15 protein-coding genes are annotated in these 13,128 nt (G+C 62.6%); 6 read left to right on the top strand and 9 right to left on the bottom strand.

Features of this window, described 5'->3' with window-relative positions; genetic code table 11:
* Positions 1-30: 30 nt before the first annotated feature.
* A complete protein-coding gene (locus C5F70_RS26535; protein WP_017845007.1) occupies positions 31-717 on the bottom strand; it encodes a YggS family pyridoxal phosphate-dependent enzyme in 687 nt (228 codons plus the stop codon).
* A gap of 57 nt (positions 718-774) precedes the next feature.
* Between C5F70_RS26535 and C5F70_RS26540 the strand changes: the two genes are divergently transcribed.
* Positions 775-1,809: a type IV pilus twitching motility protein PilT gene (locus tag C5F70_RS26540; RefSeq protein ID WP_046381759.1), complete on the top strand. Its 1,035-nt coding sequence runs from the start codon at positions 775-777 to the stop codon at positions 1,807-1,809.
* Between the two features lie 74 nt (positions 1,810-1,883).
* Here C5F70_RS26540 and C5F70_RS26545 read toward each other — a convergent pair whose 3' ends face one another.
* A complete protein-coding gene (locus tag C5F70_RS26545) occupies positions 1,884-2,519 on the bottom strand; it encodes a C40 family peptidase (protein WP_046487813.1) in 636 nt (211 codons plus the stop codon).
* A 250-nt stretch (positions 2,520-2,769) separates the two neighbouring features.
* Between C5F70_RS26545 and C5F70_RS26550 the strand changes: the two genes are divergently transcribed.
* Positions 2,770-3,198, top strand: coding sequence for a TM2 domain-containing protein (locus C5F70_RS26550; protein ID WP_102617738.1), 429 nt, complete (start codon positions 2,770-2,772; stop codon positions 3,196-3,198).
* A gap of 133 nt (positions 3,199-3,331) precedes the next feature.
* On the opposite strand, the gene C5F70_RS26555 is transcribed toward C5F70_RS26550, so the two are convergent.
* From C5F70_RS26555 to gshB, 7 genes are all read right to left on the bottom strand, one after another.
* Positions 3,332-4,603, bottom strand: a complete 1,272-nt coding sequence (locus tag C5F70_RS26555) for a dihydroorotase (protein WP_102617737.1) — start codon at positions 4,601-4,603, stop codon at positions 3,332-3,334.
* Positions 4,600-5,604 carry an aspartate carbamoyltransferase catalytic subunit gene (locus C5F70_RS26560; protein WP_017845002.1) on the bottom strand — a complete coding sequence of 335 codons (1,005 nt, stop codon included), beginning with the start codon at positions 5,602-5,604 and terminating at the stop codon, positions 4,600-4,602. The genes C5F70_RS26555 and C5F70_RS26560 overlap by 4 nt, the downstream gene beginning before the upstream one ends.
* A 24-nt stretch (positions 5,605-5,628) precedes the next feature.
* Positions 5,629-6,135, bottom strand: coding sequence for a bifunctional pyr operon transcriptional regulator/uracil phosphoribosyltransferase PyrR (pyrR, locus tag C5F70_RS26565; RefSeq protein WP_017845001.1), 507 nt, complete (start codon positions 6,133-6,135; stop codon positions 5,629-5,631).
* Positions 6,136-6,219: 84 nt separating this feature from the next.
* Positions 6,220-6,657, bottom strand: a complete 438-nt coding sequence (ruvX, locus tag C5F70_RS26570) for a Holliday junction resolvase RuvX (RefSeq protein WP_005792259.1) — start codon at positions 6,655-6,657, stop codon at positions 6,220-6,222.
* A complete protein-coding gene (locus C5F70_RS26575; RefSeq protein WP_104904300.1) occupies positions 6,657-7,226 on the bottom strand; it encodes a YqgE/AlgH family protein in 570 nt (189 codons plus the stop codon). The genes ruvX and C5F70_RS26575 overlap by 1 nt, the downstream gene beginning before the upstream one ends.
* Positions 7,227-7,423: 197 nt before the next feature.
* Positions 7,424-8,329, bottom strand: a complete 906-nt coding sequence (locus C5F70_RS26580; protein ID WP_017844999.1) for an energy transducer TonB — start codon at positions 8,327-8,329, stop codon at positions 7,424-7,426.
* A gap of 77 nt (positions 8,330-8,406) precedes the next feature.
* A complete protein-coding gene (gene gshB, locus C5F70_RS26585; protein WP_017844998.1) occupies positions 8,407-9,360 on the bottom strand; it encodes a glutathione synthase in 954 nt (317 codons plus the stop codon).
* 239 nt (positions 9,361-9,599) lie between these two features.
* Here gshB and pilG point away from each other — a divergent pair, with 239 nt between their 5' ends.
* From pilG to C5F70_RS26605, 4 genes are read left to right on the top strand one after another with little or no spacing between them, the layout of a single operon-like run.
* Positions 9,600-10,007, top strand: coding sequence for a twitching motility response regulator PilG (gene pilG, locus C5F70_RS26590; RefSeq protein ID WP_010564379.1), 408 nt, complete (start codon positions 9,600-9,602; stop codon positions 10,005-10,007).
* Between the two features lie 46 nt (positions 10,008-10,053).
* Positions 10,054-10,419 (top strand): twitching motility response regulator PilH, encoded by a 366-nt coding sequence (gene pilH, locus C5F70_RS26595; protein ID WP_046487806.1) that lies wholly within the window; start codon positions 10,054-10,056, stop codon positions 10,417-10,419.
* A gap of 12 nt (positions 10,420-10,431) precedes the next feature.
* The gene (locus C5F70_RS26600; protein WP_046381763.1) at positions 10,432-10,956 is read left to right on the top strand and encodes a chemotaxis protein CheW; all 525 of its coding nucleotides are present in this window, start codon (positions 10,432-10,434) and stop codon (positions 10,954-10,956) included.
* Positions 10,953-13,004, top strand: coding sequence for a methyl-accepting chemotaxis protein (locus tag C5F70_RS26605; RefSeq protein WP_017844995.1), 2,052 nt, complete (start codon positions 10,953-10,955; stop codon positions 13,002-13,004). Before C5F70_RS26600 ends, C5F70_RS26605 begins: the two co-directional genes overlap by 4 nt.
* Positions 13,005-13,128: the final 124 nt, after the last annotated feature.

A 13,128-nucleotide genomic window follows, 5' to 3' on the forward strand; every position in this document is an offset into this window, starting at 1 on the left:
AGGTCCTTATTCAGTGGGAAGTCGGCCATTTCACGGCTGACCGTAGTCGCGGGCGCCAAACAGGGCGGTACCGATCCGCACCCAGGTGGCGCCTTGGGCGATGGCCGACTCGAGGTCGTGGCTCATGCCCATGGAAAGTGTGTCGAGCGGCAGGTTCAAACTGGCCTGCAGGTCGCGGACGGCGGCGAACGCTGCATCCTGTGCGGCGCGGTCTTCGGTCGGTTCAGGGATCGCCATCAAACCGCGCAACTTCAAGCGCGGCAGGGCGCTGATCGCGTTGGCCAGCGCCGGCAGGTCGGCGGGCGTGCAGCCGGACTTGCTGGCTTCGCCACTGACGTTGACCTGGATGCAGATGTTCAGCGGGGCCAGGTCGGCCGGGCGTTGTTCGGACAAGCGTTGTGCGATTTTCAGGCGGTCCACGGAATGCACCCAAGCGAAGTTCTCGGCGATCGCGCGAGTCTTGTTCGATTGAATGGGGCCGATGAAGTGCCAACTCAAGGGCAGGTCGGTTAATTCGGCCTGTTTGCCCAAGGCTTCCTGCAGGTAGTTTTCGCCGAAATCGCACATCCCGGCGGCATAGGCTTCGCGCACGGCTTGCGCGGGCTTGGTCTTGCTCACGGCCAGCAGGTGGATGCTGTTTGCGTCACGTTGCACGGCGTCGGCTGCGGCGCGGATGCGCTGGCGAACCTGGCCAATGTTGTCTGCTATCGTCGACATTCAAGATGCGCCCGTGGATATGGAGTCCGCGGCATTCTACTGGAAATGGAAAGCCCTATGGATATCACTGAATTACTCACGCACAGCGTGCGCCGGGGCGCCTCCGACCTGCACCTGTCGGCCGGCCTCGCACCGATGCTGCGGATGGATGGCGAGGTCTGGTCCCTGGATGGGCCAGTGCTGTCACCCACGCACGTGGCGGATTTGCTCAGCCCTTTGCTCAACCAGTACCAACAAAAGGATTTCGAAACATCTCTTGAAACGGATTTCGCCTTCGAACTGCCCGGTGTCGGGCGATTCCGGGTGAATGTGTTCCAGCAGGCGCGTGGCATGGGCGCGGTGTTTCGCAACATCCCCGCCCAGGTCCAGAGCCTGGAAAACCTCGGGTTGGGCGCGGTGTTCCAACGTATCGCCCAACTGCCGCGCGGCCTGGTGCTGGTGACCGGGCCCACCGGCTCGGGCAAGTCGACCACCCTGGCGGCGCTGATCGATCACCTCAACCAGCACCGGCGCCAGCACATCCTCACCTTGGAAGACCCCATCGAATTCATCCACCAGCCCTGCCGGGCCCTGATCAACCAGCGCCAGGTGCATCGCGACACCCACAGTTTTTCGGCGGCCTTGCGCTCGGCACTGCGGCAAGACCCGGATGTGATCCTGGTGGGTGAACTGCGTGACCTGGAAACCATCCGCCTGGCGCTGACGGCGGCTGAGACCGGGCATCTGGTCTTCGGCACCCTGCACACCGCGTCGGCGGCCAAGACCGTGGATCGCCTGGTGGACGTGTTTCCGGCGGGAGAAAAGCCGATGGTCCGCTCGATGCTCTCGGAGTCGCTGCAGGCAGTGGTGTCCCAGGTGTTGGTCAAGAAGATCGGCGGCGGGCGCGTGGCGGCCCATGAAATCATGCTGTGTACGCCCGCCATTCGCAATTTGATCCGCGAAGACAAGGTGGCGCAGATCGTATCGGCGATTCAGACCGGTGGCGCATCGGGGATGCAGACGTTGGATATGCGCTTGAAGGCCTTGGTCACGCAGGGCGTGATCAGCCGGGAGGCGGCGCGGGAGAAGGCGAGGGTGCCGACAGACATATGAGATCTTGTGGGCAATGAAATCAAATGTGGGAGGGGCAAGCCCCTCCCACATGGGTACTGTATTCCAGCTTCAGATCAGCGTTGGACGATCCGCAGGTTGTTCTGTTCTTTCGGCAGAACCCGCTTGGCGATCACGTAGTTCTTGTCCCAGAACGGCTTCTTCAGGGTATCGATGCTGACCGACTTGCCGCGACGCGGTGCGTGGATAAAGCGGTCGTTGCCCAGGTAGATGGCAACGTGGTTAACCCGGCGGCTCTTCAATTTGAAGAACAGCAGGTCGCCCGGCTTCAAGTCCTTGCGGTCAACCTTCTGCCCGTGGCCGGCGGCCATGGCGTTGGAGGTGCGTGGCAAATCCACCGCGGCAACGTCGTTGAATGCATATTTTACCAGGCCGCTGCAGTCGAACCCTTTACTTGGGCTGCTGCCGCCCCAACGATAAGGTGTACCGAGCACATTCACGGCGCGGCTGAGGACGGTGCTGCTTTGCTTGGTGTTACCCGCCATCAGGCCGGGTGTTGCCTTACCGTGGGCCTTGCTCAGTTTAGTCGGGCGGCTGACGGTGGGCTTTACGGATTTGGCCGTGCTGGGTGTGCTGTGGACTTTAGGGGTGAAGCCGTTGACGTTAGGAAGTCGTTGCTCACGATTGGTGGCGTGGGCGGCCAGTGGCATTAATAGGCAAATGGTTAGCCATGTCTTGAAAAATGGTCGCATTAGGCGTGGCTCTTATGGGTTTGCGCGCAACTTTATAACAGCTTTTTGTGTCGTTCTCAGGCCGTTTGTCGACTGAACCTTGGGGTCAAACTCAGGAAATACGCGACGAATCGCCGCAATTGTCCTACACAAGTCAGGTGGCATCAGGCTTTCAGGGGAGCGAAGATACCATCGGCCATACGTCGGGCGCATGTAAAAAAGTCACAAAGAAAGTGAAAAAATTTATCTATCGCAGCAAAAGAGGTACGCCATGAACACCTATCGACAGGATGTTTCGCAGCAAGACACCCACAGCAAGGTGATCGGTTACCTGCTCTGGATTTTTGGTTTTACCGGGGCGCATCGCTTCTATTACGGCAAACCCGTCACCGGGACGATCTGGTTTTTCACGTTGGGCTTGCTGGGGATCGGCTGGCTGATCGACTTGTTCCTGATTCCGGCGATGGACCGTGAAGCCGACCTGCGTTTTACCGCCGGCCCGATCGAATACAACGTGGCCTGGATTCTGTTGGCGTTTCTCGGCGTGTTCGGTGTACACCGGATGTACCAGGGCAAATGGGTCACCGGCCTGCTGTACCTGCTGACCGGCGGCCTGTTCCTGGTGGGGGTGTTGTATGACTTCTGGACGTTGAATACGCAGATATCGATCCGTAACGCCGAGCTAAGAGGCGGGCGCTGATCTCTCAAGCTCTATAGAGAACCCAATGTGGGAGGGGGCTTGCCCCCGATGGCGGTGGACCAGTCAGCTTATCTGTAGCTGACCCACTGCTATCGGGGGCAAGCCCCCTCCCACATTTTTTACCGAGCCCGCTTTAGGCCTGGTAGCTGATGCGTCCGTCCACCAGGGTGTAGCGCACGCTCGCCGGCAGGCTATGGCCGATGAACGGGCAGTTTTCGCCCTTGGACAGCCAGTGCTCGCCGGCAATCGTCGAGCTGGCTGGATCGAACAGCACCAGGTCTGCCGCCGCCCCCACCGCCAACTTGCCCGCTGGCAGGCGCAAGGCTTCGGCAGGGCCTGCACTCAGGCGCGCCAGCAGCGTCGGCAGGTCGAGCAAGCCATCCTCCACCAGCGTCATCGCCAGCGGCAGCAACAGCTCGACGCTGCTGATACCCGGCTCGGTCGCGCCGAACGGTGCCAGCTTGGCATCGCGCTCGTGGGGCTGGTGATGGCTGGAAATCGCCGACACCACACCGGACTTCACCGCCGCACGCAAACCCTCGCGGTCGGCACGGGTGCGCAGCGGCGGTTGTACGTGATACAGGCTGGAGAAGTCGATCAGCGCCTCGTCCGTCAGGATCAACTGATACAGCGCCACGTCTGCCGTCACCGGCAACCCACGGGCCTGGGCCTGGGCGATCAGGTCTACGCCGCGGGCGCTGGTCAGTTGGCTGAAGTGCGCACGCACGCCGCTTTGTTCCACCAGCAGCAGATCGCGGGCCAGGGCCACGGTTTCCGCAGTCTCCGGGATGCCCGGCAGGCCGAGGAAGCTGGCCACGGCGCCTTCATGGGCCAGGCCGCCTTCGGCCAGGTCGCGGTCCTGGGAGTGGAAGATCACAGTCAGGTCGAAGGTGGCCGCGTATTCCAGGGCACGGCACAGCGTGCGGGTGCTGCGGAAACTCTCCAGGCCGTTGCCGAAGGCCACGCAACCGGCATCGCGCAGCGCGATCAGTTCGGCCAGTTGCTCGCCTTCCAGGCCTTTGCTCAGGGCGCCGATGGGGAACACTTTGCAATTGCCGGCTTCGCGGGCGCGGTCGAGGATCAGCTCGGCCACGGCCGAGGTGTCCAGCACCGGTTTGGTGTGCGGCGGGCAGCACAGGCTGGTGACGCCACCGGCGGCGGCGGCGCGGGTTTCGCTGGTGATGTTGCCTTTGCGGCTGTAACCCGGCTCGCGCAGGGCGACGTTCAGGTCGACCAGGCCAGGCGCGGCCACCAGGCCCTTGGCGTCGAGGGTCTCACTGGCGCTGAAGCCAGCGGGCGCAGCGCCGATGGCGATGATCTTGCCGGCTTCCAGATGAAGATCGGTGACTTGATCCAGGCCACTGGCCGGATCAATGACGCGGGCGCCGAGAATGCTGAGCTTCACTGGGCCTTCTCCTGCTCGAATTGACGTTGCGCGGTTTGCCCGCTCATGGCCATGGACAGCACCGCCATGCGTATGGCGATGCCGTAGGTCACCTGGTTGAGAATCACCGACTGGTTGCCGTCGGCCACCGCCGATTCGATCTCCACCCCTCGGTTGATCGGCCCCGGGTGCATCACGATGGCATCCGGCTTGGCTCCGGCCAGGCGCGTGGTGGTCAGGCCGAACAGGCGGTAGAACTCGCCTTCGCTCGGCAACAGGCCACCGGACATGCGTTCGCGTTGCAGGCGCAGCATGATCACCACGTCCACATCCTTGAGGCCTTCGGTCATGTCGGTGTAGACCTTCACGCCGTATTGCTCGATGCCGATCGGCAGCAGGGTTTTCGGCGCGATCACGCGGATATCCGGGCAGCCCAGGGTTTTCAGGGCCAGCATGTTCGAGCGCGCTACCCGCGAGTGCAGGATGTCGCCGACGATGGCCACCGAAAGGTTTTCAAAGCTGCCTTTGTGCCGACGGATGGTGAGCATGTCGAGCATGCCCTGGGTCGGGTGGGCGTGACGGCCGTCGCCGCCGTTGATGATCGCCACCTGCGGGCAGACGTGCTCGGCGATGAAGTGCGCGGCGCCGGAGTCGCCGTGGCGCACCACGAACATGTCGGCGGCCATCGCTTCGAGGTTGCGCAGGGTGTCGAGCAGGGTCTCGCCCTTGCTCGCCGACGAGGTCGACACGTTCAGTGTGATCACGTCGGCCGACAGGCGCTGGGCCGCCAGTTCGAAGGTGGTGCGGGTGCGCGTGGAGTTCTCGAAGAACACATTGCAGATGGTCTTGCCGCGCAGCAGCGGGACCTTCTTCACCGCGCGGCCACCGACTTCGAGGAACGAGTCGGCGGTGTCGAGGATTTCGGTGAGCAGTTCGCGGGGCAAACCGTCGAGGGACAAGAAGTGTTGCAGCTGGCCCTGAGCATTGAGCTGCAGCGGGCGCTTGGCATCTAGAGGCGTCATCGCGGGGACTCTTTACAAGGCGGTTTAAAGGGCAAGGTCTTGCAGTTCGAGTACGAGCGGCGTGGGACCGGACAATTTTACCCGCTGCTGGGCTGAAAGCGACAGGGTCGCGCCGACCACATCCGGGCTGATCGGCAGCTCGCCCGCGTCCAGGTCCAGCAGGCAGACCAGCGTCACGCTGGCGGGGCGGCCGTAGTCGAACAGCTCGTTCAGCGCGGCACGGACGGTGCGGCCGCTCATCAGCACGTCATCGATCAGCACCAGGTGCTGGCCTTCGATCTCGAACGGCAGGGCCGACGGGCGCACTTGCGGGTGCAGGCCGTTCTGGCTGAAGTCGTCGCGGTAGAAGGACACATCCAGCGTACCCAGCGGCGAATCGTTGCCCAGCTCTTGCAGCAGCGCCTGGGCCACCCACACGCCACCCGTGCGAATGCCGATGAAGCGCGGCTCGCTGATGCCACGGTGTTTCAGGTGGGCCTTGAGGCGAATCGCCATCTGGCTGATCAGTTCGGCGGGGTTTGGCAGGCTCATGGTCGCTCCTTCAAGGCCTTGCGCGGCGGGGTTTGCCAGCAAGGACCGGGCTCAAACGTAAAAAGACGCGGCAAGCCGCGTCAGTCAGGATTCAAATAACGCGGTGTTTTCATCCAGCCAACCCTGCAACAGCAAGGCCGCGGCGATGGCGTCCACCGGGTTGTCGCGGTAGCTGCCTTTCTGCCCGCCACGGTCGCGGCGCTCACCCTTGGCTTCGAAGGTCGTCAGGCGCTCATCGTGGGTATAAAAGGGCAGGTTGTAGCGGCCGTTGAGGCGGCGCGCGAACTTTTCGGCGCGCAGGCACATGTCGCTGGGGGTGCCGTCCATGTTCAAGGGCAGGCCGACCACCACCGCGTCGGGCTTCCACTCCTTGATCAGGGCTTCGACCTGGTTCCAGTCCGGTATGCCGTTCTGGGCTTTCAAGGTACACAGCTCGCGGGCCTGGCCGGTGATGACCTGGCCGACAGCGACGCCGATCTGTTTGGTGCCGTAGTCAAAACCGAGGATCAGACGCAAGGCCATCAGGCGTGCCCCGCCTGGCTGGTCAGCAGGCTGAGGTTGACCCGCAGCTTGGCCGCGGCCGCGTCCAGGCGCAGCTCGGCGGCAGTGTTGAACAGAATGTCGGCATCGTAGGGGCAGGTCAGCCAGGCGTTACTGGCCAGCTCGGCCTCCAGTTGCCCGGCTTCCCAGCCAGCGTAGCCGAGGGTGATCACGCTCTGTTCGGGGCCGACGCCGTCGGCGATGGCGAACAACACGTCCTGGGATGTGGACAGCGACACGCCGTCGAGGTCCACCGTGGCCTGGAACTTCGGCCCGGTCGGGTGCAGCACAAAGCCGCGATCGGTCTGCACCGGCCCGCCGATATAGATCGGCACGCCCTGGCAGCGGGCTGGCGGGTCGATCTCCGGGCGCAGTTGCTCGAGGATATCGGCCAGGTTCAGCTCCTGCGGGCGGTTCACCACCAACCCCATGGCACCATTGGCCGTGTGCTCGACAATGTAGGTCAAGGTCTGCGCAAAGTTCGGGTCGGCCATATGGGGCATGGCGATCAGGAATTGGTGCTTGAGGTAGGTCGGGTTGACATTTTTCATGTCCGCTAGTGTGGCGTTGGAGGGGCGAACTGACAAGCTGGGAGTGATCCGAATACAGCGCCGTCGCCTTTTCTGTAGGAGCGAGCTTGCTCGCGAAAAACGCCAACGATAACGAAGTGCTCCAGGTAGAACCGCGTCGCTCTCAAGTTTTTCGCGAGCAAGCTCGCTCCTACAGTGATTGGTGTTGATTGGGGTTATCAGTTGCTGGACAGGCGGTCGCCCTTGGCAAACCGCCAGGTGCGGATGATTTCCAGGCGGTCCACGTCATTCAGGTCGCCGCTGAACGGCGCAAAGGGCGCGGCCAGGCGCACGATGCGCTGGGCGGCCTGGTCCAGCAGCGGCTGGCCGGACGATTCGAGCACCTGCACTTCATATAACGTGCCGTCGCGGTTGATCGACACCAGTAAGCGCAAATTGCCGTAGATCTGCTGGCGGCGGGCCTCGTCCGGGTAGTTGAGGTTGCCGATGCGTTCGACCTTCTTGCGCCACTCGTCCTTATACCAGGCGCCTTTGTCGCGCATGGTGGACGCCGCGTTCAGGCGGTAGATGCGCGGGCGCTTGGCGTACAGCTGTTGCTCATTGGCCAGTTCGGCTTCGAGGCTGGAGATCTGGTCGGAGAGCTGCGAGCTGTCGAAGGTCGGCGCCGGCTTGACGGGCTCGGGTCGCGGTTCGGTCTTGGTTTTCTCGCGCTGGGTCGCGGCTTTTTGCGGTTTCGGCGCGACGGTGGTCACCACAGGCTTGGGCGCGGCCTGCGGGACTTCGGGCTTGGGCGTCGGCGGCGGGGAGACTTTATTTACCTTGTTGTCCTGGAACGGTGCCACTTCGGTGGTCTTGGGCACGGCTTTCTTGTCCAGCGTGCCGCTGCCCTGCTGATTGTCCTGGGCGAGAAAATCGGCCTTCTCGGGCTTCTTTTCGCTCTTGAACGTGGCGAGGGTGATTTCCAGGGTCTTGGTGATTTGCTTGGGTTCGACCATGGTGAAACCCACGCCGAGGATCAGCGCCAGGTGGATCAATGCCGCGAGAAACAGGGTAAATCCGAGCCGATCAGCCGGGCGCACGCCGCTGGGGGAGGGTTCGAAGGGCAGATCGGACGGGAGTGTCATGACAAGAAAACCAACATCGCGTGTTTCACAGGTGGCGCATGATAACGCAATGTTGGCGGGTGTCCGGCTGTTCTATGTCACTTGGCTTGTAGCTTACGCTCAATCGCGGCCATCAGCATTTCGCCGATGTTCGTGCCAAATGCATTGTCGATCTCGCGAATACAGGTCGGGCTGGTGACGTTGATTTCGGTGAGGTGTTCACCAATTACGTCGAGGCCTACGAACAGCAAACCTTTTTCCCGCAGGGTCGGGCCGACCTGGGAAGCAATCCAGCGGTCCTTGTCCGACAAAGGCCGGGCTTCGCCACGACCGCCGGCCGCCAGGTTGCCGCGGGTCTCGCCGGCTGCCGGGATGCGCGCCAGGCAATAATCCACCGGTTCGCCGTCGATCATCAGGATGCGCTTGTCGCCGTCCTTGATCGCCGGCAGATAAGCCTGGCCCATGATCTGCTGGGTGCCCAGGGCGGTCAGGGTTTCGAGGATCACCGACAGGTTCGGGTCGCCGGCGCGGTGGCGGAAGATCGAGGTGCCGCCCATGCCGTCCAGCGGCTTGAGGATCACATCGCCGTGCTTGGCGGCGAATTCGCGCAGCACATCGGCGCGGCGGCTGACCACGGTCGGCGGCGTGCAGTGCGGGAACAGCGTGGCGAACAGCTTCTCATTGCAGTCGCGCAGGCTCTGCGGCTTGTTGACGATCAGCACGCCGGCGCGCTCGGCCTGCTCCAGCAGGTAGGTGGAGTAGACGAATTCCATGTCGAACGGCGGGTCCTTGCGCATCAGGATCACGTCCAGGTCGCTCAGGGGGCTGTCGATTTCGTCTTGCAGCTCGAACCACTTTTCAGGGTTGGCGAACACCTCGAGCGGACGCATCCGCGCACGCGCCTCGCCGTCGCCCTGGTAAAGGTCGCGCTGTTCCATATAGAACAGGCTCCAGCCGCGGGCCTGGGCGGCCAGGAGCATGGCCAGCGAGCTGTCCTTTTTATAGGAAATGCTGGCGATAGGGTCCATGACAATGCCGACGCGAACGCTCATGGGGGATTTCCTCTAGCAAATTAGGGCGCATAAAAGTGGCGTCAGAGTGGCGCTGCGACTGTTGTGGGTCAAGGAAAAACCACCTGGCGGGTCGCTCGATAGATTGCTCCACGAGACTGTGCTAAAAAGACTGCCACGGCGCAGCAGCCCCTGAATTCCAAGGCTTGTGACGCTCATCCTGGGCAGTATCAGGCCGTACACACCGAAAACCGATTCGCTGTGGCGATGGTAGAGCAGATATGGAACAGCATTCCAACGCCTTGAGAGTGATGGTGATCGACGATTCGAAAACGATCCGCCGCACCGCCGAAACCCTGTTGAAGAACGTGGGCTGCGATGTCATCACGGCCATCGATGGTTTCGATGCCCTGGCCCGGATTGTGGATCATCACCCGCACATTATCTTTGTCGACATCATGATGCCGCGCCTGGATGGCTATCAGACTTGCGCCCTGGTGAAGAACAACCCGGCGTTCAAGTCGATCCCGGTGATCATGCTGTCTTCCAAGGACGGCCTGTTCGACAAGGCCAAGGGGCGTATCGTCGGTGTCGATCAGTTTTTGACCAAGCCTTTCAGCAAGGAAGAACTGCTGGGCGCGATCAAGGCCTACGTGCCGGGTTTCGCCGCAGTAGAACAAGCACACTGACGCAACCTCACAAGGGCGTGCGTCTTCCAATGTAGTGGGGAAAACCATGGCACGTGTTCTGATCGTCGACGATTCGCCGACCGAAATGTACAAACTGACCGGCATGCTGGAAAAGCACGGTCATCAGGTCTTGAAAGCGGAAAACGGTGCCGACGGCGTGGCCCTGGCCCGCCAGGAAAAGCCCGACGCGGTCTTGATGGACATCGTGATGCCGGGCCTCAATGGCTTCCAGGCCACCCGCCAGTTGTCCAAGGAGCGGGAAACCAACAGCATCCCGATCATCATCATCACCACCAAGGACCAGGAAACCGACAAAATCTGGGGCGCGCGCCAGGGTGCCAAGGATTACCTGACCAAGCCGGTGGACGAAGCCACGCTGATCGCCACCCTGAACAAGGTCTTGGCCCGCTGACGGCACGCCATCATGACCGAGTCGCTAACCGCCTTCGAGCTGCTGCTGGACATCGACCGCCGCTGTCGCCTGCTGGCCGCTGACCTGCCGTCCCAGGAAACCCGCCTGCAAGGCTGGAGCGGGATCGGCTTTCGCGTGGGCGAACAGTGGTTTGTCGCGCCCATGCGCGAAGTCGCCGAAGTGCTGCATGAGCCGCGCTGCACTTTAATGCCCGGGGTCAAGACCTGGATCAGAGGAGTCGCTAACCTGCGTGGGCGCCTGCTGCCGGTGATGGATCTCGGCGGGTTCCTCGGCCATGCGCTGTCCAAGGCGGACAAGCAGCGGCGGGTATTGGTCGTGGAATACCAGGACATATTTATCGGGCTGCTGGTGGACGAGGTGGTGGGTATGCAGCATTTCGCACAAGACGCCTTGTTGCCCAGCGCCACCCCCGGCGTGCCCTTTATCAGTGGCCGGTTCGACGCTGATCAGCAATGGCAGGTCTTCAGCCCCTTCGCTCTGGCCCAGGCCCCTGGCTTCATGGATGTTGCCGCATGACCACCGCTACCACGCCCAAACCCCAGGCAGGCTCACGCAGCCGCTCGCAGATCATCGTGCTGTTTATTGCGCTGATCGTGTTCATCATGTTGCTGTTCGCCAACTTCGCGTACCTCAACACCCAGTCCACCTACGACAAGCAGTACATCGGCCACGCCGGTGAGTTGCGGGTGCTGTCCCAGCGTATCGCCAAGAACGCCACCGAAGCCGCCGCCGGCAAGGCCGCGGCGTTCAAGTTGCTGGCGGAGGCGCGCAATGACTTTGCCCGGCGCTGGGGTTACCTGAAAAAGGGCGACCCGGCCACCGGCCTGCCCGCCGCGCCCAGTGCGGTACGTGCAGAGATGCGGGCGGTGCAGACCGACTGGGAAGCGCTGCTGAAAAACACCGACGCGATCCTCGCCAGCGAACAGACCGTGCTGTCGTTGCATCAAGTTGCCGCGACCCTGGCCGAAACCGTGCCGCAACTGCAGATGGAATCGGAAAAGGTCGTGGATATCCTGCTGCAACGCGGCGCCCCGGCCAGCCAGGTGGCCTTGGCCCAGCGCCAGTCGCTGCTGGCCGAACGGATCCTGGGGGCGGTCAACACCGTGCTGGCCGGTGACGAAACCGCCGCGCAGGCCGCCGATGCCTTTGGCCGCGATGCCAACCGCTTCGGCCAGGTGCTCACCGGCATGCTCCAGGGCAACCCCGGGCTGCGCATCACCCAGGTCGAGGACCACGACGCACGGGCGCGCCTGGCGGAAATCGCCGAGCTGTTCGAGTTTGTCTCCGGCTCCGTGGACGAGATCCTCGAAACCTCGCCGCAACTGTTCCAGGTCCGGGCCTCGGCGAGCAATATTTTCAACCTCTCGCAAACCCTGCTCGATGAAGCCTCGCTCCTGGCCACCGGCTTTGAAAACCTCGCCGGCGGGCGCAGCTTCGACACGATCGGCGGCTATGTGCTGGGCTTGCTGGCGCTGGCCTCGATCATCCTGATCGGCCTGGTGATGGTCCGCGCCACCAACCAGCAACTGCGGGAAACCGCCGAGAAGAACGAGCGCAACCAGAACGCGATCATGCGCCTGCTGGATGAAATCGAAGACCTGGCCGACGGCGACCTCACCGTGACGGCCTCGGTGACCGAAGACTTCACCGGTACCATCGCCGACTCCATCAACTATTCCGTGGACCAACTGCGCGACCTTGTCGCTACCATCAACCTCACCGCCGGCCAGGTCGCCGGCGCGGTGCAGGACACCCAGGCCACCGCCATGCACCTGGCGCAGGCCTCGGAGCATCAGGCCCAGCAAATCGCCGAGGCTTCCACCGCGATCAAGCAGATGGCCCAGTCGATCGATCAGGTGTCGGCGAACGCGGCTGAATCCTCGGCGGTGGCCGAGCGCTCGGTGGAAATCGCCAACAAGGGCAATGAAGTGGTGCACAACACCATCCACGGCATGGACAACATTCGCGAGCAGATCCAGGACACCGCCAAGCGCATCAAGCGCCTGGGCGAGTCGTCCCAGGAGATCGGCGACATTGTCAGCCTGATCGATGACATCGCCGACCAGACCAACATCCTTGCGCTCAACGCCGCGATCCAGGCAAGCATGGCCGGGGATGCCGGGCGCGGCTTCGCGGTGGTTGCCGATGAAGTGCAACGCCTGGCCGAACGCTCCTCGGCGGCCACGCGGCAGATCGAAACCCTGGTGCGGGCGATCCAGGCCGACACCAACGAAGCCGTCATCTCGATGGAACAGACCACCACTGAAGTGGTGCGCGGCGCACGGCTGGCCCAGGACGCCGGGGTGGCGCTGGAAGAGATCGAAGGCGTGTCGAAAACCCTGGCGGCGCTGATCCAGAGTATTTCCAACGCGGCGCAGCAACAGACGTCGTCGGCGGGGCAGATCTCGCTGACCATGAACGTCATCCAGCAGATCACCAGCCAGACCTCATCGGGCTCGACCGCTACCGCCGAGAGCATCGGCAACCTGGCGAAAATGGCCAGCCAGTTGCGCCGCTCAGTATCGGGCTTCACCTTGCCGGCTGCTAAGCAGGCTGATGATTGAAATGCAATCCAAATGTGGGAGGGAGCTTGCTCCCGATGGCAGTGGGTCAGTCAATGAATCAGGTGACTGATACACCGTCATCGGGAGCAAGCCCCCTCCACATGTGATCTCGCTCTTTGTTTCA

Origin of the sequence: Pseudomonas sp. LH1G9 (assembly GCF_002949975.1) — a bacterium.
GTDB classification, from domain to species: Bacteria; Pseudomonadota; Gammaproteobacteria; order Pseudomonadales; family Pseudomonadaceae; genus Aquipseudomonas; species Aquipseudomonas veronii.

Coding starts and splice junctions, on each gene's coding strand:
- C5F70_RS26600 (WP_046381763.1), top strand. CDS start 10,432: ATGACCGAGTCGCTAACCGCCTTCGAGCTGCTGCTGGACATCGACCGC.
- C5F70_RS26535 (WP_017845007.1), bottom strand. CDS start 717: ATGTCGACGATAGCAGACAACATTGGCCAGGTTCGCCAGCGCATCCGC.
- C5F70_RS26560 (WP_017845002.1), bottom strand. CDS start 5,604: ATGACGCCTCTAGATGCCAAGCGCCCGCTGCAGCTCAATGCTCAGGGC.
- pilG (WP_010564379.1), top strand. CDS start 9,600: ATGGAACAGCATTCCAACGCCTTGAGAGTGATGGTGATCGACGATTCG.
- pyrR (WP_017845001.1), bottom strand. CDS start 6,135: ATGAGCCTGCCAAACCCCGCCGAACTGATCAGCCAGATGGCGATTCGC.
- C5F70_RS26540 (WP_046381759.1), top strand. CDS start 775: ATGGATATCACTGAATTACTCACGCACAGCGTGCGCCGGGGCGCCTCC.
- C5F70_RS26545 (WP_046487813.1), bottom strand. CDS start 2,519: ATGCGACCATTTTTCAAGACATGGCTAACCATTTGCCTATTAATGCCA.
- C5F70_RS26580 (WP_017844999.1), bottom strand. CDS start 8,329: ATGACACTCCCGTCCGATCTGCCCTTCGAACCCTCCCCCAGCGGCGTG.
- C5F70_RS26550 (WP_102617738.1), top strand. CDS start 2,770: ATGAACACCTATCGACAGGATGTTTCGCAGCAAGACACCCACAGCAAG.
- ruvX (WP_005792259.1), bottom strand. CDS start 6,657: ATGGCCTTGCGTCTGATCCTCGGTTTTGACTACGGCACCAAACAGATC.
- gshB (WP_017844998.1), bottom strand. CDS start 9,360: ATGAGCGTTCGCGTCGGCATTGTCATGGACCCTATCGCCAGCATTTCC.
- C5F70_RS26605 (WP_017844995.1), top strand. CDS start 10,953: ATGACCACCGCTACCACGCCCAAACCCCAGGCAGGCTCACGCAGCCGC.
- C5F70_RS26575 (WP_104904300.1), bottom strand. CDS start 7,226: ATGAAAAATGTCAACCCGACCTACCTCAAGCACCAATTCCTGATCGCC.
- pilH (WP_046487806.1), top strand. CDS start 10,054: ATGGCACGTGTTCTGATCGTCGACGATTCGCCGACCGAAATGTACAAA.